Source organism: Streptomyces griseoruber (genome assembly GCF_001514205.1).
Taxonomy (GTDB): Bacteria; Actinomycetota; Actinomycetes; order Streptomycetales; family Streptomycetaceae; genus Streptomyces; species Streptomyces griseoruber.
The window spans coordinates 18338-39042 of the sequence record NZ_KQ948791.1 but is presented as its reverse complement, the minus strand read 5'-3'; the positions used below and the strand labels follow the sequence as shown (position 1 = coordinate 39042).

At 69.8% G+C, this 20705-nt stretch carries 20 protein-coding genes and 1 pseudogene; 13 read left to right on the top strand and 8 right to left on the bottom strand.

Going from position 1 to position 20705, the window contains the following annotated elements; genetic code table 11:
* Positions 1 to 190: 190 nt before the first annotated feature.
* Positions 191 to 667: a hypothetical protein gene (locus AQJ64_RS42740; RefSeq protein ID WP_055633712.1), complete on the bottom strand. Its 477-nt coding sequence runs from the start codon at positions 665 to 667 to the stop codon at positions 191 to 193.
* A gap of 223 nt (positions 668 to 890) precedes the next feature.
* On the opposite strand from AQJ64_RS42740, the gene AQJ64_RS42735 reads away from it, so the two are divergent.
* Both AQJ64_RS42735 and AQJ64_RS42730 read left to right on the top strand, forming a co-directional pair.
* Positions 891 to 2378: an ISL3 family transposase gene (locus AQJ64_RS42735; protein WP_240512596.1), complete on the top strand. Its 1488-nt coding sequence runs from the start codon at positions 891 to 893 to the stop codon at positions 2376 to 2378.
* Between the two features lie 238 nt (positions 2379 to 2616).
* On the top strand, positions 2617 to 3231 hold the full coding sequence (locus AQJ64_RS42730) for a DUF6011 domain-containing protein (protein ID WP_055633711.1): 615 nt from the start codon (positions 2617 to 2619) through the stop codon (positions 3229 to 3231).
* Positions 3232 to 3441: 210 nt separating this feature from the next.
* Here the strand turns inward: AQJ64_RS42730 and AQJ64_RS42725 are convergent, their stop codons facing one another.
* A complete protein-coding gene (locus AQJ64_RS42725) occupies positions 3442 to 4002 on the bottom strand; it encodes an NYN domain-containing protein (protein WP_055633710.1) in 561 nt (186 codons plus the stop codon).
* A gap of 132 nt (positions 4003 to 4134) precedes the next feature.
* Positions 4135 to 4503, bottom strand: a complete 369-nt coding sequence (locus tag AQJ64_RS42720; RefSeq protein ID WP_055633709.1) for a hypothetical protein — start codon at positions 4501 to 4503, stop codon at positions 4135 to 4137.
* Between the two features lie 247 nt (positions 4504 to 4750).
* Here AQJ64_RS42720 and AQJ64_RS51565 point away from each other — a divergent pair, with 247 nt between their 5' ends.
* Complete coding sequence (locus AQJ64_RS51565; RefSeq protein ID WP_063788709.1) at positions 4751 to 5818, top strand: tyrosine-type recombinase/integrase; 1068 nt, start codon at positions 4751 to 4753, stop codon at positions 5816 to 5818.
* Between the two features lie 209 nt (positions 5819 to 6027).
* Positions 6028 to 6594, top strand: a complete 567-nt coding sequence (locus AQJ64_RS42710) for a hypothetical protein (RefSeq protein ID WP_157880910.1) — start codon at positions 6028 to 6030, stop codon at positions 6592 to 6594.
* Positions 6595 to 6785: 191 nt separating this feature from the next.
* Here the strand turns inward: AQJ64_RS42710 and AQJ64_RS42705 are convergent, their stop codons facing one another.
* Positions 6786 to 7085, bottom strand: a complete 300-nt coding sequence (locus AQJ64_RS42705; protein WP_055633707.1) for a hypothetical protein — start codon at positions 7083 to 7085, stop codon at positions 6786 to 6788.
* Between AQJ64_RS42705 and AQJ64_RS42700 the strand changes: the two genes are divergently transcribed.
* The 3 genes from AQJ64_RS42700 (at position 7084) to AQJ64_RS42690 (ending at position 10809) form a co-directional block, all read left to right on the top strand.
* Positions 7084 to 8574 (top strand): hypothetical protein, encoded by a 1491-nt coding sequence (locus AQJ64_RS42700; protein WP_206189686.1) that lies wholly within the window; start codon positions 7084 to 7086, stop codon positions 8572 to 8574. The genes AQJ64_RS42705 and AQJ64_RS42700 overlap by 2 nt on opposite strands.
* 200 nt (positions 8575 to 8774) lie before the next feature.
* Positions 8775 to 9170, top strand: a complete 396-nt coding sequence (locus AQJ64_RS42695; protein ID WP_055633706.1) for a DUF4429 domain-containing protein — start codon at positions 8775 to 8777, stop codon at positions 9168 to 9170.
* Between the two features lie 178 nt (positions 9171 to 9348).
* Complete coding sequence (locus tag AQJ64_RS42690) at positions 9349 to 10809, top strand: competence protein CoiA family protein (protein WP_240512595.1); 1461 nt, start codon at positions 9349 to 9351, stop codon at positions 10807 to 10809.
* Between the two features lie 212 nt (positions 10810 to 11021).
* Here the strand turns inward: AQJ64_RS42690 and AQJ64_RS42685 are convergent, their stop codons facing one another.
* Positions 11022 to 13520 carry a DUF6185 family protein gene (locus AQJ64_RS42685; RefSeq protein ID WP_157880909.1) on the bottom strand — a complete coding sequence of 833 codons (2499 nt, stop codon included), beginning with the start codon at positions 13518 to 13520 and terminating at the stop codon, positions 11022 to 11024.
* Positions 13521 to 13561: 41 nt separating this feature from the next.
* Here AQJ64_RS42685 and AQJ64_RS42680 point away from each other — a divergent pair.
* Positions 13562 to 13816 (top strand): annotated as a pseudogene (locus tag AQJ64_RS42680) (transposase); the annotation flags it as partial.
* Positions 13817 to 13887: 71 nt separating this feature from the next.
* Here the strand turns inward: AQJ64_RS42680 and AQJ64_RS51560 are convergent.
* Together AQJ64_RS51560 and AQJ64_RS42675 are read right to left on the bottom strand one after the other, a co-directional pair.
* Positions 13888 to 14193, bottom strand: coding sequence for a hypothetical protein (locus AQJ64_RS51560; RefSeq protein WP_169809762.1), 306 nt, complete (start codon positions 14191 to 14193; stop codon positions 13888 to 13890).
* A gap of 133 nt (positions 14194 to 14326) precedes the next feature.
* Positions 14327 to 15667, bottom strand: coding sequence for a tetratricopeptide repeat protein (locus tag AQJ64_RS42675; RefSeq protein ID WP_055633702.1), 1341 nt, complete (start codon positions 15665 to 15667; stop codon positions 14327 to 14329).
* A 158-nt stretch (positions 15668 to 15825) separates the two neighbouring features.
* On the opposite strand from AQJ64_RS42675, the gene AQJ64_RS42670 reads away from it, so the two are divergent.
* From AQJ64_RS42670 to AQJ64_RS42655, 5 genes are all read left to right on the top strand, one after another.
* Complete coding sequence (locus AQJ64_RS42670) at positions 15826 to 16464, top strand: hypothetical protein (RefSeq protein ID WP_055633701.1); 639 nt, start codon at positions 15826 to 15828, stop codon at positions 16462 to 16464.
* Positions 16464 to 17084: a hypothetical protein gene (locus AQJ64_RS42665; RefSeq protein WP_055633700.1), complete on the top strand. Its 621-nt coding sequence runs from the start codon at positions 16464 to 16466 to the stop codon at positions 17082 to 17084. Before AQJ64_RS42670 ends, AQJ64_RS42665 begins: the two co-directional genes overlap by 1 nt.
* Positions 17085 to 17116: 32 nt before the next feature.
* On the top strand, positions 17117 to 17281 hold the full coding sequence (locus AQJ64_RS49940) for a hypothetical protein (RefSeq protein ID WP_167738977.1): 165 nt from the start codon (positions 17117 to 17119) through the stop codon (positions 17279 to 17281).
* 98 nt (positions 17282 to 17379) lie between these two features.
* On the top strand, positions 17380 to 18579 hold the full coding sequence (locus AQJ64_RS42660; RefSeq protein ID WP_055633699.1) for a YcaO-like family protein: 1200 nt from the start codon (positions 17380 to 17382) through the stop codon (positions 18577 to 18579).
* Positions 18576 to 19964, top strand: a complete 1389-nt coding sequence (locus tag AQJ64_RS42655) for a TfuA-like protein (protein ID WP_055633698.1) — start codon at positions 18576 to 18578, stop codon at positions 19962 to 19964. The genes AQJ64_RS42660 and AQJ64_RS42655 overlap by 4 nt, the downstream gene beginning before the upstream one ends.
* Here the strand turns inward: AQJ64_RS42655 and AQJ64_RS42650 are convergent.
* A partial coding sequence (locus AQJ64_RS42650; protein WP_211286535.1) for an MFS transporter occupies positions 19874 to 20705 on the bottom strand: 832 nt, incomplete at its 5' end. The two genes, AQJ64_RS42655 and AQJ64_RS42650, sit on opposite strands and share 91 nt — an antisense overlap.

The following is a 20705-nucleotide window of genomic DNA, read 5'->3' as shown; positions in this document are numbered from 1 at the left end:
TTATGCGTGAGCAGGTCCACGTCGGCGGCGACCAGGTCGTGCAGCGACAGCCCCCGAGGTCGGCGTCCAGGGACAGCACCCGCCCATGCCGGGTGCGGCGCCGCCAGATCGGCACCAGCTGCCGGTGCACCGTGCGTACTCCAGGAGGAAGTGAGGGAGGGCGTCTGGCGAACTGGATGCTGAGCCCGGGTCAGGCGACCGGGGGAGCGGGGCGACGCTGTGCGGCGCGGCGGCGCTGTTCGTTGGCGAGCCGCCTGACCTTGCGCCGCACGCGCTCGCCGAAGGCTTCCGGGCTGGCGGCGCCGGCCTGCGCGGCGGCCTCGGTCCAAGTGGTGCCCTCGCCCTCGGCGTACGCGAAGACGACCGCGCACTCGGTCGGGTCGAGCCCGCGCAGAACGGCGTTGAGCCGCTCGTCCACGTACACCCCGCCCGTGGTGTGAGCGAGCAGATCGACGTCGGCAACGACCAGGTCGTACAGCGACAGCCCGCCGAGGTCGGCGTCCAGGGACAGCACCCGCCCATGCCGGGTGCGGCGCCGCCAGATCGGCACCAGCTGCCGGTGCACCGTGCGAGCCTCCGCCTTCAGCACGTCGAGAGCGGGGGAGAGCAGGATGCCGTTGCCGCTCCACAGCGCGGCGCACCAGTCGCCCAGCAGCGCGGTCTCCACGGCCTCCCGCCACCGCTGTCGGCGTCGGCTGAATCGTGGTTCTGGATCACTTTCAGTGCCGGAGCCACGGAGGGTCACCACAACCGCGATCATGAACGGCCGTGGGTGATGTCTTCCTCCAGGACCTGTGGTTCCACCGGGTCGATGGTGTATTGATCGAAAACGCAGTGGTCGACGGCGAGTTGGTGGTCGTGTGGGCCCGCGCATCGGCGGAGCGGGCCGCATGTCCCGCCTGCGGGACGACGTCGGGCCGGGTGCACAGCCGATATGTGCGCCGCCTTGCCGATACTGCTGTCGCCGGGCGTCCCGTGTGATCGAGTTACAGGTCCGGCGGTTCCGCTGCCGCGACCACGCCTGCCGGCAGACCACCTTCGCTGAGCAGGTGCACGGACTCACGTTCCGGCATGGGAGGCGAAGCTCCGGGCTGCAGACGGTGCTGCAACAGGTAGGGGTGATGCTGGCTGGCCGGGCCGGCGCCCGCTTGGCGAGCGCGCTCGCGGTCCGGGCGAGCCGGTCGACGCTCCTGCGGCTGATACGCCGTCTGCCGGAGCCCGAAGTGCACACGCCGCGGGTGCTCGGGGTGGACGAGTTCGCTCTGCGCAAGGGACACAACTACGGCACGATCCTGGTGGACATCGACACGCGCCGTCCGGTTGATCTGCTGCCCGACCGGGCCACAGCGACGGTGGCCGCCTGGCTCGCCGATCACCCCGGCGTCGAGGTGATCTGCCGTGACCGGTCCACCGCATACGCCGAGGCCGGACGGCTCGGCGCGCCGGACGCGATTCACGTCGCGGACCGGTGGCACATCTGGAAAAACCTGGCCGAGGCCGTCGAGAAGATGGTCATCCAGCACCGCGCCCTGCTGCGCGAGCCGGAGAACACTGCCCCGGTCCGCGCCGCCGAGCCCCTGGAGAGCCCGGCGCTTGCGCCGCCTTCCCCGGATGAACCACGGCAGTCGGGCCGTCTGTCCGACCGGGTGCGCGAGCAGCACGCGGCCGTCCACGCCCTGCTGGGTGAAGGGCTCGGCCTGCGGCCGATCGCCCGCCGACTGGGCCTGGCCCGCAACACCGTTCGCCGCCTCGCCAATGCGGCCACCGCGGACGAGCTCCTGGTCGGACGGTGGACCGGCCGGAGCAGCATCCTCGACCCCTACAAGCCCTACCTCCATCAGCGGTGGGCGGAAGGCTGCACCGTCGCCCGCAGACTGTTCGAGGAAGTTCGAGAGCGCGGCTATTCCGGCGGCGAGAGCGTGGTGAAGAGGTACGTCCAACGGCTGCGCGAAGCCTTCCCGCACGACGATCCTCCCCGCAAGGCGCCGTCCGTGCGCGACGTGACCAGCTGGATCACCCGCCGCCCCGACCGCCTCGACGACGACCAGACCCAGCAGCTCAAGCAGATCCTCGCCCGCTGCCCCGCCCTCGACCGAACCGCTGAACACGTCCGCGCCTTCGCCGAGTTGATGAACGACCGCCGGGGCCGTGACCTCGGTCAGTGGATGGAGCGCGTGCAGGCTGACGACGTGCCCGCCCTGCACGGCTTTGTCACCGGCCTCGGCCAGGACCTCGACGCGGTCGTCGCCGGGCTCAGCCTGAGCTACAGTTCCGGCGCCGTCGAGGGCCACAACAACAAGATCAAGATGATCAAGCGGCAGATGTTCGGCCGCGCCAACTTCGACCTGCTCCGCAAGCGGGTCCTCCTCGCGGCGTGAGGCCGTTCATGATCCCGCTTGTGGTGACCCTCCGTGGCCCCGGCACTGAAAGTGATCCAGAACCACGCTTCACGGAACGACGACACTCAGCCTGTCCGGAGCTGACGCGCGCCTGCGGACCGACGGCTCTACTGCTGACCGCCTGCCCACCCGTCAGTATTTGTGCCGGTACTGTCCTCCTACCCTCACGTGTCCGGCCTTCTGCGGCCGGGCACGGCGCAATGAAAGGAGCCCGGCGTTGGGCTGGGTCGGCGGGTACTACCGTAAGGACGGTACTTATGTGCAAGGCCACTCCCGCAGAGGCGCGAACGAGGGTGCCGGCGGAGAGGGGCTGATCCTGCTGGTGATCCTCGCCATCCTCGTGCTCCCTGCCATGGGCATCGGCTGGCTGGTCACCAAGAAGTGGGGCAAGACCGCTGGCTGGCTGTCCGGTCTGGCGACAGCCCAGTGGTGCGTGCTGCTGGTTCTCACGCAGATGACCACGCCCAGCTGTCCTGACGCGCTCCCCGACGGTACCTTTCCGCCGTGCGTCGACGTGAAGGACGGTCTCGCGCCGCATGGCTTCGCCTTTTTGATAGCGCTGGTGCTGACCGCCTGTGCGCTAGTCGCGGTCCTCGTTTGCCAGAGGCAGTACCGGCCGCCGCTGCCCGCCCACGTGGCACTGCCTCCGCGACTGTGGGCTCCTGAGCAGCAAACGTTCGTCTCGCCGCCACCTTCGCCGTACCGGCCCGCGCCGTTTGCCGACCACGGCATGCCGCGCCTGCACACCAACTGCCTCGACTGTGGCCGACCGCTGTCCGACTACGAATCCATGGTGCGCGGCTACGGCCCCACGTGCTGGAACCGCACCTAGACGACCAAGATCAAGTGCTCCGCGAACATGAGTGCTCCACTGCACCCTTTGGGCCACATCCGCGCTGGCCCCTGGGCCAGCGCGGTGCTCAGTCGAGCGGGAGAACGACCTGTGGAATCCCACCCTCACGGGTGCCGGGGACGATCAGTTCTCGGATGAGGCGGTGTGGAGACGGGGACAGGATGACCACGGTGACCGCCTCACTGGCGATCACGCTGCCGGCATTGTCCGGGTCAGGTGGTCGAAGTGAGGGTCAAGTTCGATGAACTCATCGGCAGTGTCACGAAGTTGGTGGCTGACAGCGTGCGACCAGGAAACGACCCGGACGCCGAGTCCACGGTTTTGTAGCGACTTGATAGTCGGCAGGAAGTCCCCATCACCGGCGGCGAGGATCGCGATGTCTCCCTTGTTGGCCTTCATGTAGGTGAACGAGTCCTCCATCATCCTGGTGCTCAGGGCGATATCGACCTGCTTCTCCTTATTGGTGAAGGTGCTTCGGTCGAAGGTCTCGACCTCGAAGTCGGCGTCGCGTACGCGCTGCCAGATGCTGTCGTTCTCCGGCGGCTTGGATCCGAACAGGATGGATCGGCCGACGTTCTCGCCGGGTGGGCAGAGGATGCCGTAGAGTCGGCCAAAGTCATAGGTCCAGGGTGCCGTGATCTGTTGTGCGAGCGCGGTACGGATGTCTCGGGCCGCTCCCGAGCGGACAGCCGCTATCCGCTGGCCCTCGATCCAGATGTTGGAGTTGTCGACGTAGACGTACAGGGTCATGGGCGGATGCCTTTCTTGTAGGCCGTGTTCTCGTAGTGTGGGGAAGCGGGCAGGGCCCCCGCCGCCAAGCTGAGAGCCCTGATCCGAATCATTGCGAAGGCTCGACCAGTGCCATCAGGTCGGGCCTTCGGCTTACTCCTGGACGATCTCGGCGATCCGTCGGAGCTTGTCCTGTGCCTCCGAGGTGTTGAGCTGCCGGAGCTGATCGGCGCTCTCGTGGCTGGGGGTGTCTATCACCGCCTGCACGACCTTGCCGACCGGGCCGCCCTTCACGTAGAGGATCACGGACCGCTCCTGGTACGCCGGCAGCTCGTCGGGCAGGTGTCCTAGCCCGATACTGCTCAGCTTGTTGCCGATCTCCTCGCGCACCAGGTTGCCCAGCCGCCCGGCCTTCTTGACCTCGCGCAGGACGCCCATGTTTGTCAGATAGACACCACCGTTGACGTCTGCCGCCTTGCGCAGGTCGTCCCAGGTCTTGATGTCGTCAAACTCTTCTTGCATATCCACAACTCCACTACGTAGATGTTCCCAATTATTGACTCCAAAGATATCTCTAATCTTACATTTATCTTTGGATTTGTCAAGGTTGCCCGCTCCGAGGAGGCTGACATCCCACCTGTCGCGGTAAATGCCGGATTTACTGCGGCGGAGCCTCTACGGTGATCATCGCGACCTGCGGCGGACCATTCCGGCCGCCAGGGTGAGGTGTACGCATTTACTGCGACAGTGCCGGAGAGGTGGGGCGGGCATGGCGATCGAACCAGTGACCGAACTCGGGGTCGGGGGCGTGTCGCGTGTGCCGCGTGCCCGGGTGCTGCCCCTGTCCGCCCCTCCGGCCACGTACACTGCGGCGGTCGAGCGCTACCTCACCGGCGCGGGCATCGCGAAGTCCTCCGCGCGGATCTACCGGATCTCGCTCACGACGTGGGGATGGATGTTCGCCAGCAAACCGGCGCCGACCGGACCCGCCCGCCGGGGCGCGAAGCCGCCCGCCTTCCCCCTCGCCGCGATCGATGACCCCGTGCTGCCGGAAGTGCTTGCCGAGTTGGCGGCTGCCCGGGCGGACGAGATGGACGCCGACACCGTCAACCGGGAACTGTCCATCGTCCGCAAGGCGATCGGCTGGTGGCAGCGCCAGGGCTGGATCGCCGTCGATCCGACGATCGGGATCGAGCGGCGCCCAGCCCCGCCGGACCGCACCAAGGCCCTGGCGGAGAACCAGATCGCCGCCCTGTGGCGCCTGGACGTCGCGCTGCGAGAGAAGACGCAGTGGAAGATGCTCTACGAGTCTGCTGCCCGGGCCGACGAGGTGCTGTGCCTGAACGTGGAAGACCTGTACCCACAGGACAAGCGCGGGAAGATCACCGCCAAGGGCGGGGCGACTGAGTGGATCCACTGGCAGTCCGGCACCGCCCAGCTCCTGCCCCGGCTCATCGCCGGACGCACCCGCGGGCCGCTGTTTCTCACCGGCCGCAAGGCCCCGGCCGGCACGCCGTCGCTGGATGTGTGCCCGGAGACCGGACGGGCCCGGCTCTCCTACCGGCGGGCCGAGGAGATCTTCGAGTACGCCACACGGCTGCTGGCCAACCCGCTAGCCTCACCCGACGACATCGAGGACCTGGACGGCTGGACCCTGCACCGGCTGCGGCACTCCGCACTCACGCACGACGCCGAGAACGGCACCTCCACCCCGATGCTGCTGGCTCGCTCCCGCCACGCCTCCGTCCGCTCCCTGGAGCGCTACGCCCGCCCCGGCGTCGACGCCGTCGCCCGCCATGTCGCCGAACGCGATCCGGCAGCCCGCCGACCCCGGTGAGCCCCCGGCACAAGAACCAAAGGACGTCCGTGGTTACTCCAGGCCGTCCCTGGATGCGATCCGCCGAACTCACCAGTCTGCTCGCCTCGGGCCGACAGCCGTCGATGAGCACGGGGACGAGAGAGCCGGGTGGTTGGTAGCGTCCTCCTGCAGCTGCGGCACAGCATGCCAACGATGCACTTCGGATCGCCCACTCACAAGGAGAGCCCATGGCACTGTTCCGCCGCAGCAAGGAAAATCAGGAATCACGTCCCATCACTGATCACGCCGTGGAACCTTTCGGAACTCGCTTCGCAGGCGCTTTGGCGGCCCCGAAGAAGGAAGCGGACGCTCTGATATCCGAGTCCCTCCTGTGGCAGTTTGTCCAGGACACGCTGGAAGCGGGAGAGGTCGAGTGGGTCACGTGTGGCGGTATGTGGGTCCCTTCTGATGCCCCGCCGCTGCCCGTGCGTTTCTACCTGACAGACCGCCGCGTGATCGTGGCCCTCGACAGCCCGAGTCTCCCGGCAAGAAGCATGGACCTCCCGTTCGACGACATCGCCGTGTTCGACCCAGAAGGCCCTGTCGGAGGCCGGCGGCCGAAGCGAATCCAGTACCTCGTGATCACCTCCGAAAGCGGTCGGCCAGAGGACGGCGTCCGCACCATCGTCGAGTTCAACCTCGACGATGAAGGACACCGCTTCATAGGGACAACAACGAAGGCCCTACGTGACCACGGTGGATTGCACGGCCGGCTGGAACGGGCCCGCAACTCTGGAAGCGAACCGTCCGCGTAGGGGCTTCTCCCTCCTTCAAGTCAGATGCGGTTCCAACAAGCACGGTGTCTCGTAGTCGGCATCCTTGTCGCACAGGGAGCCGCATTCCGCCGGGCAGATCTGGCAGCTGGGAGAAGTGCCGGCCGAGCGCCTTGCGGGCGGCTCCTCGTCATGGAGCCGCCCGCGCGGAGCTGGACCGCCCGCATCTCGATCTACGGCTTTTGCTGGTCTTCTGGCCACATCGCGGGACTGGCGCCGTCGAAGCCGTCCATGCACCCCTTCATGAAGTACTTGCGCACCTCAGAGATCGCGCCCTCATCCATGGCGGCCTCGTAGTCCTGGAGCTGCTGTACGCACCCGGAGCCTTTCTCCGCCCCCGCCTGGTTCTCGTTGCGCCCGCTCAGGTACCCAGCCGCGTAGTCGTAGGCGTTCGCTCCGCGCTGCACCTCGGCCCCGCAGCCGGTCGCGAGCGCAAGCGCGGCGATGGAGGCCACCCCCCAGCGTCTGACCATGTCCCCTCCCTCTGATCTGCACGAACGCACGCCGCAGCCTGACGACTTCGGCGACTTCCCCGCCCTGATCTCCCGCACCGTCAGCGACCTGACCAGCGACGAGCGCCACGTCCTGCGCTCGGTGTCCCTGCTGGACGCCTTCTCCGTCCCGCTGGCCACCCAGGTGGCCGGACTCACCCGCGACGCCGCCGCCCTGCGCCTGACCGAGCGCCCGTTCATCCGCGAAGACCTGACGGGACTGTGGCCCTTCCACCTCCACCAGGTCGTCCGCTCCGCGATCCGCAACGCGGCAGACGGCACGGACGACCGGTGGTCCGAGCAGGACTGGCACCGCGCCGCCCTGCGCGCGCACGACGCCCTCGGCCGGGAATGGGCCCACGGCCCGCGCAGGGACCGCGCGGTACTGATCGGCGTCCTACGGCAAGGGCTGCGCCTGGACCGCGACTTCGACCTCACCGAGCTGGGCTGGCTCTCCGACGCCGCCTTCGCCTACGTCGGAGACTCCGTGTGGGAGCCGCTCGCCCCGCCCGCCCACGGCCACGGCAGCACCGTGCTGTCGACACCGGCCGACGCGCTGGTCGAAACGCTCAGCACCCTGGCCCGCCGCCAGCGCGAGCACCGGGCCCGCACCGTGGAACGGCTCACCGCCGTCATCGACTCCGGCCTGCTGCCCGCCGAACTGCAGGAGATGCCCGTCTACTACCGCGCCAAGGCCCTGCGCGACATCGGACGCCCCCAGGACTCCCGCCGCGGCTACCAGCAGGTGGCCGACGCCGACGGCCGCCTCGCCCAGGCCGCCCGCCGCGGACTGGCCCAGGCCGCCCGGCTCGCCGGCGACTTCCCCACAGCCCTCGCCGCCGCACAGACCCTCGGATGGGAAGGCCGCCACCAGCGCGTCCTCGGCGACCTGTACTGGATCCAGGGCGAACCGCAGCGCGCCGCCGAGGCATACCTGGCCGGGCGCCTCGAAGCCGAACAGCACGCCAAAGCCGGCGAAGCAGCCCACAACCAAGCCCTGCGTGCCCTGGCCCTCGCGTTTGTCGACCCCGTTCAGGCCGACGACGAACTCGACCTCGCCGAGAGACTCCTCAACGGCCTAGACCTACGCGCCACGACGATCAACGCCGCCATCGCCGCCGTCATCCGCGACGCCGGCAGCCCGACCGTCGAGGACCGCGTCCGCACCCTGCGCACCGAACTCGACGTCGCCGGCCTCACCTCCATGACACCCACCCTCGAAACCGCCGCCGCCTTCCACCAGGCCGTCCTCGACGACCACGAAGCCCTCACCGCCACCATCGCCCGCCTGCACGAGCAGACGGATGACGGCACGTACGCCTATTACACCGACATCGCCCACTTCATGGCCGACCTGCCCCTGCCCGCCGGCCACACACCGCCGCTCTGGCTGGACGGCGAACAAGCCACCCGCTCCCGATGGCGAGCCCTGGTCACCGCACGACGTGACCTGCTGCGCACCGCGCGGTAGAGGGGGTGCCGAGCGTTCGAACCAGGTGACAAGTAACCGCCAATAATTGATCTTGTGGTTGGAGGTAGCAGCGGATCGTCCTGTCCTCCGCGATGCGAGAGCGCCCATGCCGAGCAGCGCTCAGAGAGCGCCCGGACCATGATGGAAGAGAGCGGTCTCTCCGAGGAGAGAGGCACTCTGTCGGCTGAGAAGGTGTGCCCATGGGGACCAACTACGTTCTCGGGACAGAGCTGAGGGGCGATGCGGGCCAGTACGTCAGCTTTGACGGGAGGTTCGTCACAGTCAGTCAGCGCGGCCTTGCCCGTCTGTTCGCTGGGCGCAGTGAGAAGCGCATCCCGGTCTCGCAGATCACATCCGTCGACCTCAAGCCGCCGACCGGCCCGCTTACCGGAATCCTCCCGGGCTGGATCCGCTTCACCACCGCAGGCAGCCCCAACGCCGCCCGTGCCGGTTTCGGCAGCCGCGGCTACAACGCTCGCCACGATGAGAACACTGTGATAATCCCTGGCAAGAAAGCGCTTCCGCAGTTCCTCGCCCTGCGTGACACGGTCGAGGAAGCCATCTCAGGGGCCGCTGGCGAACCAAGTGGTCTGTAGCCCGGAGTCGGGTGCACATCCGGCCTTACGGCGAGGTGCGGCTGACCCTGTGCAGCCGTCTCCAGCTCGCCACCCCGTCCCCCAGGACTCGGACCCCAAGCCGGAGCCCGCCGGGGCCTGATGCAATGTCAGTGCCCCGCGTCACACTGGCCTCCTCGCCGACCAGCAGGGGGCCAGCGTGGCGTTCAGGGCCGTACACGCCGAGTGGGGAACCGTCTTTGCCCACCTGCCCGACCTCGGGTGCGAGCGCAGTTGGGAGGCGGTGTGGAAGACTCGGCCGCCCGCGCCGCTGGCCTGCGACGAGTGCGGCTACGCGATGTATGCGAAGACCTCCCGCACCGGCTTACGGTTCTTCGCTCACGCCCCCGGTGCCCCCGCCTGTGCGCTTGCCTTGGAGTCGGTCGCCCACCACCTGCTGAAGCTGGAGCTGGCAAACGCCGCACGGGACGCCGGCGCCCACGCCGAACTCGAAGCGCGCGGCCCCGATGGCACCTGGCGGGCGGACGTGCTGGCTACCGACCCCGCCGGGACCTGGGCCACGGCGCTCGAAGCACAGCTCGCCCCGATCACCGACGCCGACATCACCGTCCGCACCGAGAAGATGCGCGCCGACGGCGTCACCTCGATCTGGTTCAGCGACCGGCCACGCCCGCCCTGGCTGGGCGCCGTCCCCTCCGTCCGCCTGGAACGGTCCGAGGGCGCCAAGCACCTGACCGTCGCCGAGGGCCTGGTGAAGTTCACCGGACGCGGCTGGAGGGCCGTCCCGGCCTCCCTGACCCAGCTCCTCACCTGGGCGTTCACCCGCCGGATCGTCACGCACACCCCACGCACGCCCCTGCAGTACCCGCAACGGTCGCTCGCCACGGTGTGGACGGCTCCGCAATACATCACGGCCGAGACCGCACATCTGGAGGAAGAGGAACGACAGCGACGCGTCCAAGAAGCCCGTCTGGCCGCGCTGCAACGGGAGAAGGAGAAAAAGCGCGAGAAGATCCGCGCCAGGAACCAGGTCACCCGGGCCAAAGCCCTGACCGAGGCCACCGCCGCCGAACAGGCTGCCCGCACCCAGCCACCCGGCAGGCTCTGGCAGGTGGCCCGTGTCTTCCGCCTCGGCATCGACCAGGCCCTGGCCAAGCTCGCCGACGAACACGGCGTCATCGCGACCGTCGGCTTCAGCACCGGCGATCCCCGGTATGCCGGCGGTGTCCCCCTCGTCGACGAGCGCGGCGTTCCGGCCGCCGTCTTCGACCCCGACCCCGGGCGTGTACGCGGGGAGGCATTCCTGCTGCTGGCCGGACTCCTGCTGATCTTCCCCAGCACTGCCGACCAGCGCCGGTTCGAGAACGCGTCGAACATCAAGAAGAAGCACCGGCCGATCGACGGATACCGCACCGAATTCGTCGAGACACCCGTGGCTGGGGCCGCCCGCGCCTGGGGCAGCCGCGCCTGCACCTGCGCCACTCCGCGGCTCGTCGCGAAGATCCACAAAGCGGAGTACCCGGCCGAGCCGAGCGAGCAGATGGGACCGGCCGCCACGCTCTTCCGAGCCCAATGTCGGACGTGCGGCAGCAGGTACGAGAAACCGTGGCGCCGGACCGGCAGCACACCCATCAACCAGACAAGCAGCCTAGAAGCATAGAAGCATAGAAACCTCCCAGGAAACTACTGGCGGGTTACCTTTCACCTGGTTCGCCGCTCGTTAACGGCACCCCTCCTTAGCGTCGTTTCTTCGGCGAGGACTACTGGGACCCCAGCACGACGAACACGGCGCAGCGATCTCGGCACCGCAGTAGGCCCGTCAATCGTTCAAGATCATCCCGTTGCCCCTTGACCCGTATCTCGGTCAGGCCCCTACCGGCCGGGCGCCGATGTGCTGACGTCTGCGAACGTCTTCCAGAGGGTGACGAGCGCAAGCAGCTGTGCCAGGAAGAACGCGATCGTGGCGAAGCGCATCTGGTAGACGTAAGCGACGAGACTGGCATTGGTCGGCCAGTAGCGGCGCTCGTTCTGGAAGGTCTGCAGATCCATCATCAGACCCGTGCACGTCGTCACCGAGCCGAATGCGGCGATCTGGCCGATCACCTCGGGCACGCTCCCGCCGACGGCTTGGACGATGAGGAAATCGGCCGTTGCCGGGATGGCGGCCGCGAGCGTGACGAAGAGTGCCTTCGTCGGCCCGTGACGGCCCGGCAGATCACGCCACAGCGCTCCGAGGAAGAATCCCCCGACGATCCAGCAGACCTGCCAGTAGAGGATCTCCTCCACGATCCAGACGAACCCTGCTGCATCCGCCGCGTTCACCATCCAGGAGTCGCCCTTCACGGCGTCGACCCAGTACAGCAGGCCGGTCGCGGGCAGGCCGATGAGACACGCGTTGGCTGCCCCCCTGCGAGCATTGCCCCACCACGTGGCCATCGGGCCACAGGCGAAGGGAAGATCGGCGGGTCTCACTCCTGCCGGCAACGCCTGGTCCAGTCGGTCGATCTCGGCCTCGATCGGCTGCCGCTCGGCGGAACGCTCTTCCAGGTTCGACGTGCTGAGCTGACTCAGGCGGGTCTGGAGTTCCCTGAACCGGCGCGCCAGGCGCAGCACGTCGGCTCTGTCGGTCAGCGAGATCGTCCTTCCCAGCGGTGCGTTGTCGGTGAAGGGCTGCTCCAGCACGGAGAAGTGCGAGCCCAGGACGAGTACTCCCCAGGCCGTGCACAGGCACAGCACCAGGGTGAGCGCGTATGCGGAGAAACCGAAGTAGTACGTGTCGGGTGCGAAGGTGATGGCGAAGAGGGCCACGAGCAGGAACTTCTCCGCAGGTGCGGGTGTGAACGCCCCCTGCTCGTGCTGTTCGACCCGGCAGACCCGCAGGACGCCCAGCGCGGGCAGCGGCGCCAGGATGCCGACGACGATCAGGAGCGGTTCCAGAACGTTTGCGGGGAAGGTCACCCACCATTCATCGAGCTGTGTCACCCACATCGCTTGAAATTCAGGCGAGCGTGGGTCGGAGAGCCAGCTGATTCGCTCCCAGGAGCGGTCAACGGCGAGGTAGGCCCACAGGACGGTCGCCGTCGCTGCTGCAAGGGCGGCGGCGACCATCATGCGAGTCGGGATTCGAGTCTCTCTGATCAGCAGCATCCGCTGCCCTGCTGCGATCACGCCGATCCAGAACACTGCCGTCAGTGCGGTGCAGGCCACTGCTGTCACGGTCCAGCCCGGAGCGGACAGGAACTGGTCGGCTGTGGGGAGCAAGGTGAAGTCAAGCATCTCCGACACCACGTACCAGCCGAGTACTCCCAGGACGACTCCGCCTACACTGAAGAGGAGGCGCTTCGACCGGCTGCCGAACAGACACAGCGCAGGCCCGAGGAACGCCAGGACGAACACCGCGACTGTCCATTCGTAGTCGTGATGCCAGCCCACCAGATGCTGCAACCACAGGTAGACGTTGTCGTTCATATAGACGAGCACGCCCAGGAACATCAAAAGGAGCGCCCACCACCGCAGGTAGTGCAGCGCTCTCGACTCTTCCGGCTTCGTCGTACCGGCGAGACTGTGCCTCAGCCGGCGACCCGCGACGAGCAACAACGCACCTGAGGCGACGTACCAGAACGCTGCCGAGGCGCTATAGCTCCCCCACGTCTCCCAGACCTGCCAGGTTTCCTCCGGCGAGGTCGTGATGAAGTCCCAATACTGCACCGTGGGTGGACGGAAAGTGACCGTGGGATTCTGGTCCGGCTCCTTGTGGCGCCAGCTCAGTCTCGTTCCCCCTTCGCCAAAGGCCGGCCGAGGTGTGGCCGTCAGGGCACCCTGTCCGCCCAGGTCGACCTGCACCCTGTCCCAATCAGCGCCCTTCAGGCCAGGAGAAGGCCGCAACGCGATGCGCCAGTTCTCCTTCGACACCGTCAGAACCCAGGGGCCGACAGCGTCGGAGGAGCTGAACTGGGTCCACGTGGCAGCCTCGTAGTGAACCTTGACCCTCTGGCCGTCGGCCTTCACCGTCACCGGCTTGAACCGCCACTCGTAATCACGGAAGTCGATCTGATTTTGCAGGGGTTTGCCCACCAGACACGCCAGCGCCAACCGATAGGCCGGCGAATGGGCGTCCAGGAGCAGGTCGGAGGCGTGAGTCCAAGCGGCGGGCACACTGATGTCCATGGTGCTCGTGACCATGCTGAAGTCGTTGCCGCGGTGTTTGAACTCAGCCAGTGCCGTGACCTCGGCCGTCTGGAGCTGGTCGGCTCGGCAGTCTGTCGGGGCGCCATCGGCAGCCTCGGCCCTTCCCATCGCGGGCAGAGCGAGGCAGAGAAGCAGTACAAGCACACACAGGCGGCGGGGCGCGGACCAGCCAGGATGGATCACCGTCCGAGGATCCCCCGGCCGACCGCGCGCGATGCCGTACGATGCGCCGACGCGCAGGCAGTATCACCCCAGCGGCCAAGGAGAGGAGGCGCGCCGCCCGGGTCCGGCAAACCGTCAAGGCGCCGCCGGCGCTGGTCCGGGTGATCGAGTACCACGTCGACGGGCAGGCCGACATCGTCCGGCTCATCGCCAGCCTGACCGACCACGAGAAGTACCCCGCCGAAGAACTCGCCGTCCTCCACGCCTGGCGCTGGGAGATCGAGCTCGTCTTCGACGAGATCAAGACCACCAACGCGGCCGGCCGGTCCTCAGGTCGCAGACACCGGACGGCGTGCGGCAGGAGATCTGACGCGCACCTGATCGTGCATCATGTCACCCGGGATCTGCTGGACGAGGGCGCCCGCCTGCACCAACCGTGGGCTTGGAGAACGGCCTCAGCCATGTCGCCGAGCCGCGCGGTCAGCTCCTGCAAGTGCGGGCCCTGCTGGTAGTCCGGGAACATCTGCACGGCCACGGCGTCGATCACCGCGCGATGCTGCAGGGCGGCATCGCGGATCTCGCCGCGCAGTACGTCGGCCCGCGCCAGTGGGCCGTCGCCCGGGACGGCGATGGGCCGCGCGCCGTAGGGGGCGCCGGTGAACGCGGAGAACATCCAGATGGAGATTTCGCTCAACCCGGCCGGGACACCCCGGAGTGTGGGACGCCAAGACCCGCCGACATCGCGCTGAGCTCGTCGGCCCAGGACACATCCGTCATGCCAGGACGGTACTCCGGCTGCCGCGCGGATTAGGCGGCGTAGTTGAAGATCACGTCTTCCGGGTAGCGCGGGTGATGAGCCCTGCTCTTTCGCTGAGTGCTTGGGCGATCTTGTTTCCGGGGTGTCTGCGGACCGATTGCCGCAGAGTGGCGGCGTGGTCGTCGCAGCGTGCGGAGCTGACGTGCGGGTAGTCGTCGAGGAATTCGCTCCATGTCGCGCAGGCTGCTTCGAGGTGGCCGTACTCGAACTGCCGCTCGGCGAGGAGGGCCGTCGAGCGGGCCCTCGCCCGGCGTTCGGTCTGCGGCCGGCACCGGTTGGACTCCTGCATCGCGGCGATGGAGCCGCCGAGGTCGCCGAGCTCGTACAGGACGTGGCTGGTGTGGTAGTGCAGGGCGGCCGGGTGGTATCCGCCGACGGTGCCCGATCTCGATGTGGCTTTTTCGAGGGCGGTCTCGGCCTCGCGGAGCTGCCGTTTGGCGTCGTTGCGGGCGCCGACGGCCGCCGAGGCGTGCGCCTGCTGTCCGACGAGGAAGGCCCGCAGGCGGGGACCGGCGGCCGGGGCTGCTGCCGCGGCGGCGTCGGCGTACCGGAGCGCGGTCCGGCCGTGGCCGAGGCCGATGGCCTGCACGCTCATGCCGCGCAGCGCGGTGCAGTAGGTGAGGTGGTCCGCGCCTTCTCCGGCCAGGCGTAGGGCTTGGACGTAGTACCGCTGGGCGAGGCCGTGCGCGCCGTCGTCCATCGCCATCCAGCCGGTGAGGTAGGCGAGATCCGCGGCGGCCGAGCACATGGCCTTGCGGGTCTCCTCGGAGGCGTCGCACTTGAGGTACCGGGCGACGGTGGTCCCGAGGAACGCGGAGGCGAGCGGCCGGACGTGGCTTCCGCCGAACTCGTCGTCGAGGTCGGAGAGGCGGGCGCTCATGGCGGTCACGGTGGCTACCTCGTTGGGGCCGATCCGTGTCCCGGGGGCGGTCTGGGCTCGCCGTGCACGGTCGACGACGTCCGGCCATCCGGGAACGGCGAGGGTGACCGAGTACAGGCCGACGGCGCCGAGCACCGCCCGGCGGGAGGGGTCCATATCTGCACTCCACAGGTCGATGAGGGCGGCCACGGGGTCGGCCTGGTCGGGCGTGGGGGCGTCGGGCCCGAATCCGGCGGCCGAGCTGGTGATGGTCCTGCCCAGCCGCCGGGACAGACATTCGAGGATCGCCGCCTGTGTCGGGGGCCGGGGGACGGTGCCCTTCAGCCAGTGCGACACGGCCGTTGCGTCGTACCGGAGGCCGAGCCTCAGCTCGGTTCCCACGGCGTTGACCTGTCGGGCGAACTTCGCGTTCGTCCAGCCGGTTTCACGGATGAGGCAGAAGAGAGCGATGTTCCGTGTGCGGTCGGGCATGACGTCCCTCCCCCGGAAATTCAAGGGTTTCAACCCTAGCCCTGTCTGCGGCCCTGGAGGCGTGCCACTGCCGGGAGTTGACTCTGTGTCAGCCGCTCGGGGGCCGGGATCCGTGGCGCCGGGCGGCGGCCACCGACCGCCGAGACCCCGGAGGGATCATGGACACGAGCGCGCTCGCGGAACGGCTCCCGGCCCGCACCGCATGGGAGGACACGGGCACGGTCGTCCTGCCCGACGTGCTGGCGCCGGACCGCTTCACCGCCTTGGCGGAGGAGGCGGCCGGACGGCTCCACCTGGTCACGCCGCACGTGCACGACCACACCGCCGCCCACCGCGACGGCTCGTTCGCGACGCCGGTGCACTGCGGTTTCATCCCGCCGGGCCCGGTCCTCGAACAGCTCGCCTACGACAAGCCGCTGCTGATGGCGCTGCGGGAGGCGACCGGCATCCCGCGCCTGATCCCCCGCGGCGGGGCCGTGGTCCTCTACCGGCAGGGCGACTTTCAGGGGCTCCACACGGACTCTTCGAAGTCCACGGTGACGGTGGGGATCGCCCTGACGCCGGATCTGCCGCCGATGGGGTGGGCGCCGCACCTGCGCCACCCGGACGGCCGTCGGCTCGCGGACGTCGTCGCCGAACACGGGATCTTCCCCACGCAGGAGCCGTTCACGACGCTGCCCCACCCCTACAACGACGGCAGTGTCCGGGCGTTCGCCGGCTACCACTTCGCGCACTGGCGGCCCCCGCTGCCGGTGGCGGCGGGTCTCCTGGTGACCATGTCGTTCATGGACCTGTGATGGACGCCGGAACCCTGCGGCGGACCTGGCTCGCCCAGGGCCGGGCGGACGTGCCGGCCGACGCGATCGAGGCGGGCCTGTGGCGGGCGCTTGCCGAGGAGGCCGAGCGGCTGGAGCCGGTCGCGGCCGTCCGGCACAACCGCCGGCCGGGTCTCCTGGCGATGCGGGACGGGTCGATCACGTCCCCGCAGCGCTGCACGGTCCACCCCGGGGCGGAGGCGCTGCGGGCCCTCGCGCAGTCCAAGACGCTCGCGGACGTCGCGGCCGAGGCGACCGGCGCGCGGAGCATGACCGCGATCCGCTTCGGCTTCAAGTACTACCGGCCCGGCGACTACATGCACGTTCACCGCGACGACGGGAAGTGCGAGATCACGTTCAGCGCCGCCCTGACGCCAGGCCTGGGGTCCATGGGGTGGCTGCCGAACCTGCGATGGCTGACGACCGAGGAGGTCGTCGAGCGGCTCGCCGGTACGCCGTACCCGGACGGCGACGTGTTTCCCGTGCAGTACCGGGCCCTGACCGGATTCGACGGGTCCCGGATTCCCCACTGGCGTACCCCGCTCGATGGCCCATCGCGCGAGGTGCTGGTCACCGTCTGCTTCACCGACCTGTCGGTGTAGCAGCAACCGCTACGAGTTCCGAGGAGGAACCCATGCCCGTGTCCCAGTCCGTGACCGCCGCCGTGCCGGCGGACCCGGCCGACTTCATCGCCGACCTGCACGCGGACGGCGCCATGCCGCAGAACAGCGGCGGTGACCCGGCCGTCCCTGACAGCGCGTTCCCTGACACCCACACCTACACGGTGCCGGCCGTCTGAACCGGCGGACCGGTAGTCGGTAGCTGACCGGCCCGGCCGCCGGACGCCTTCCCGCGTCCGGCGGCCGGGCCTCGCCGTCCCCGAGAGGAGAGACGTCCGTGCGAAAAGCGTTCTTCGACGGCACCCACCGCACCCGCCGTCCCGGCGAGACGTGGGCCGCGCTCCGGCCGCTGCTCGCCGTCTACGGCATCACCCGCGTTGCCGACGTGACCGGGCTCGATGACCTCGGTATCCCCGTCACCATGGCCGTGCGGCCCCTGGCCCGCACGCTGAGCGTCGCGCAGGGCAAGGGGGCGACGCTGGACGCCGCCCGTGTGTCCGGCGCGCTGGAGGCCATCGAGGCGTGGCACGGCGAGCGCGCCGTGCCCGCAGCCGTCGAGCGGGCCCCGGCCGCGGCCCTGCGGCTGCCGTATCCGGTGGCCGCGCTGGAGACGCACCCCGGCTCGCTGCTGACCCCTCGTACGGTGCTGGACTGGATCACCGCCCGCTCGGCGCTGGATGGCACCACCGTGCCGGTGCCGGCCGCGTGCGTGCGGCTCGGCCGCCAGACTCACGACCGGTGGCGGCTGCACCTGCCGAGCGCGTCGACCAACGGCCTCGCCTCCGGCAACACGACGGCCGAGGCGGTCGTGCACGCGCTGTACGAGGTGATCGAGCGGGACGCGGTCAGCGACCTGACCGGCCCCGCCCCGGAGGGCCGCCCGCAGCGCATCGACCCGGGCAGCGTGAGCGATCCGCACTGCGCGAGCCTGATCGAGCGTGTCCGGCAGGCGGGCGCGTGGCTGGAGCTGTGGCACCTGCCGAGCCGGTTCGGCGTGCCGGTGATGGCCGCCTATCTGTGGCGCGAGGACCAGGCCGCGCTCCTGGTCTCCGGGTCCGGGGCGCACCTTGACCCGCACATCGCCCTGTCCCGGGCCGTCACCGAGGCCGCACAGTCCCGGCTGACCGCGATCACCGGGAGCCGCGAGGACGTCCACCCGGCCACCTACCGGGACGGTGGGCACCAGGGCCCCGCCGACGCGGCCGACCCGGGCGCCGACTGGGGGCAGATCGCTGCCCGGTACGCCGCCGGGTTCGACACCCACGAACGCGAGGCCGGACACCTGGCCGCCCGCATCGCGAGCGTGACCGGCGCCGCCCCGCTGGTCGTCGACCTGACCCACGGCCCGTACGAGACCGGGGTGTTCTCGGTCGTCAAGGTCGTTGCGCCGCACCTGCGGTACGACTCCCGGCACGTCATCCCCCGCCCCCGGCAGGAGCGCACCAGCGCCCGCCCGAGTCAGGAGACCGCCACGTGAGCGTCCATGTCTTCTCCGGCCCGACCCTGCCGGCCGCCCGCGTCGGCGAGCTGCTGCCCGACGCGGTGTGGCATCCGCCGCTCGGGCACGGAGACCTGCTGCGGCTCGACACCGCGCCCGGCGACACGGTCGTGATCATTGACGGGGTGTGGCACCAGCGCGCCCCCGTGCGGCACAAAGAGATCTTGCTGCTGCTGGCCGAGGGAGTCCGGGTCGTGGGCGCGGCGAGCATGGGAGCGCTGCGGGCCGCCGAACTCGCGCCGTACGGGATGACCGGTGTCGGGTCCGTCTTCGAGGACCTGGCGGCCGGGGTGCTGGCCGCCGACGACGAGGTCTCCGTACTGCACACCCCCGAGGGACAGCCGGTCTCCGAGGCCCTGGTCAACATCCGGGCCGCGCTCGTGCGGTGTGCCGCGGCCGGGCGGATCACCGAGGCCGACGCCGGCACGCTCGAAGCGCTCGCCCGCGCGCTCCCCTACACCCGCCGCACATGGGCCGCACTCGCCCGCCGGGCCCGCGAGGAGGGAGCGGGCGCCGCGTTCGCCGCGGTCGACGGGTGGCGCCGGCGCCACCCGTACGACGTGAAGCGGCAGGACGCGGAGCGCGCCCTCGCCCTGGTCGCCGCGGGCGGCCCGCCGGAACCCAAAAGCACGGCGCGGGAGTGGGAGCGGGAGCCGTGGCGGACGTCGTTCGTGCGGTACTGGACGGCCGCGCACCGCCCCGGCCCCGGTGGCGTGCCGTTCCTCGCGGTACTCCAGCACCAGCAGCTCTACGACCCCGGGTTCCCCGCCCGGTGGCGGACCCGCGTTCTGTCAGCCGTCGCCGGAGGGGACACCGGTCCGGACGGACTCGAGGCCGCCGCGCTGCGCGCCACGGCGGCCGAGGGGGTCGACGTGGCCGCCCTGTCCAGGCAGCAACTCGGATACTGGCTCGCTCCGGCCGAGCTGCGGGCGGGCGCTCCCGCCGGGGAGACGCTGCTGCGGATCGTGGTCCGCTCGGCCCGGCTCGATGGCGCATGGTCGGTGTGGCCGTCGAGCCGGGCCGAGGCCGGGGAGCTGGTCGACGACGCGTTGCCGACGGCGGAGGACGTCGCCGCGGCGTACGCCGTGAATGCGGCCGTCGAGGCGGCCGACCCCCGCCATACGATCTCCCGCCTGTCCGCCGACCGCATCGGCCGGCACCTTGCCGCCCGGTGGAACCTTCCGGCGTGCGCGGGGCGGCCGGTGCTGGATGCGGCGGCCCGCGACCGGGCATTCCGGGACTTCGGCGGGGCGGTCGAGGTGGCCCGCGCGTTCTACCTCGGCGCTCGCGCGGACACTCCGGCCTTCTCCGCGGGGACCGGCTCGTGTGCGGGCTGCCCGGCCAGGGCCAGGGCCCGAACCTGACGGATCAGCAGCGGCACCACGGCGGCGAGCACGATCACCAGGGCGCCGCCCGCGAGGGTGGCGCGGACTCCGACGGCGCGCGAGAGCGGGCCCGCGAGGAGGTAGCCGACGGGTACGGGGACGAGCTGACCGAGCGTCGAGTACGACAGTGCCCGGCTCAGCCGGTCGGCCGGGATGCGCTCCTGCACCAGGCCGGACCATACGGTCATGCTGACGGCGAGACCGGTCCCGGCCACGGCCGTCGCGGCGACGAGCACCGGCAACGGGACGGCGGCGGCCATCGCGGCGAGCGGCAGCGCGAGCGACCCGGTACCCGCGCACACCACCCGGCCGACCAGCCGGGGCCGCCACATCAGCGCGACGGCGGCCCCGGCCACCAGTCCGGCCGTGAACCCGGAGACGACCAGGCCCCACAGTCCGGCGCCGCCGAGGAACCGCTCGCCGTAGACCGGGCCGAGGAGCTGGTACCCGACCAGCCACACCGGCACGACGAGCGCGCCTTGTACGACCATCACCCACAGCCAGCGGCGGGAGCGGAAGTCGCTCCAGCCGTCCCACAGATCGGCCAGGAACCCCGCCCTCACCTTCACCGCGCCCGGCTTGAGGTCGATCCGGGCGAACAGGAGCGCGGAGGTCGCGAAAGTCAGTGCGTCCCAGCCGATGGCCCAGGCCGACCCGACCGCGGCGACGAGGACACCGCCGATGGCCGGGCCGCCGACCTTGACGAGGTTCTGCGCGATC